Genomic DNA, 451 nt, shown 5'->3' with positions numbered 1-451 from the left:
GCTAAGCCTATTCAGGGGTAAGTTTGGATCAGCTTCGTCAAAAAAATAACGATTCAGAAAATTMYMAGAAATTTTGGCTTTTATCAAACTTCCTGACGAAATGACAACAGGTAGCTCTATTATGCCTCACAAGAAAACCCTGATGTGGCAGAATTGCTTCGTGGAAAAACCAATAGACTAAAAGGATTGCCAAATGATATTATGCTCGTAATGAGCAACTTGCCTTCTGGATACCACCGTGAAATGCAGATTTTAAAAGAAGTATTAATGCCTGCTTTTGACGAAATTTTGAGTTGCTTGGATATGACACATTTTATGTTGTCAGGTATTCAGGTAAAAGAAGGTATCTTGGACGATTCAAAGTATGATTTATTATTTCGGTAGAAAGAGTCAACGATTGGTACTGCAAGGTGTGCCTTTAGAGAAGCTTACAAAATTATCGGAAACGAAA

The 451-nt window shown here is 36.6% G+C and carries 1 pseudogene; it reads left to right on the top strand.

Features of this window, described 5'->3' with window-relative positions:
- Positions 1-76 precede the first annotated feature (76 nt).
- A pseudogene (locus BWI92_RS26840) lies at positions 77-451 on the top strand (lyase family protein); the annotation flags it as partial.

It is taken from the genome of Flectobacillus sp. BAB-3569 (genome assembly GCF_002270355.1).
Lineage (GTDB): Bacteria > Bacteroidota > Bacteroidia > Cytophagales > Spirosomataceae > Flectobacillus > Flectobacillus roseus.
Note: the sequence above shows the minus strand (reverse complement) of the source record. Positions and strands in the feature narration are given on the sequence as shown.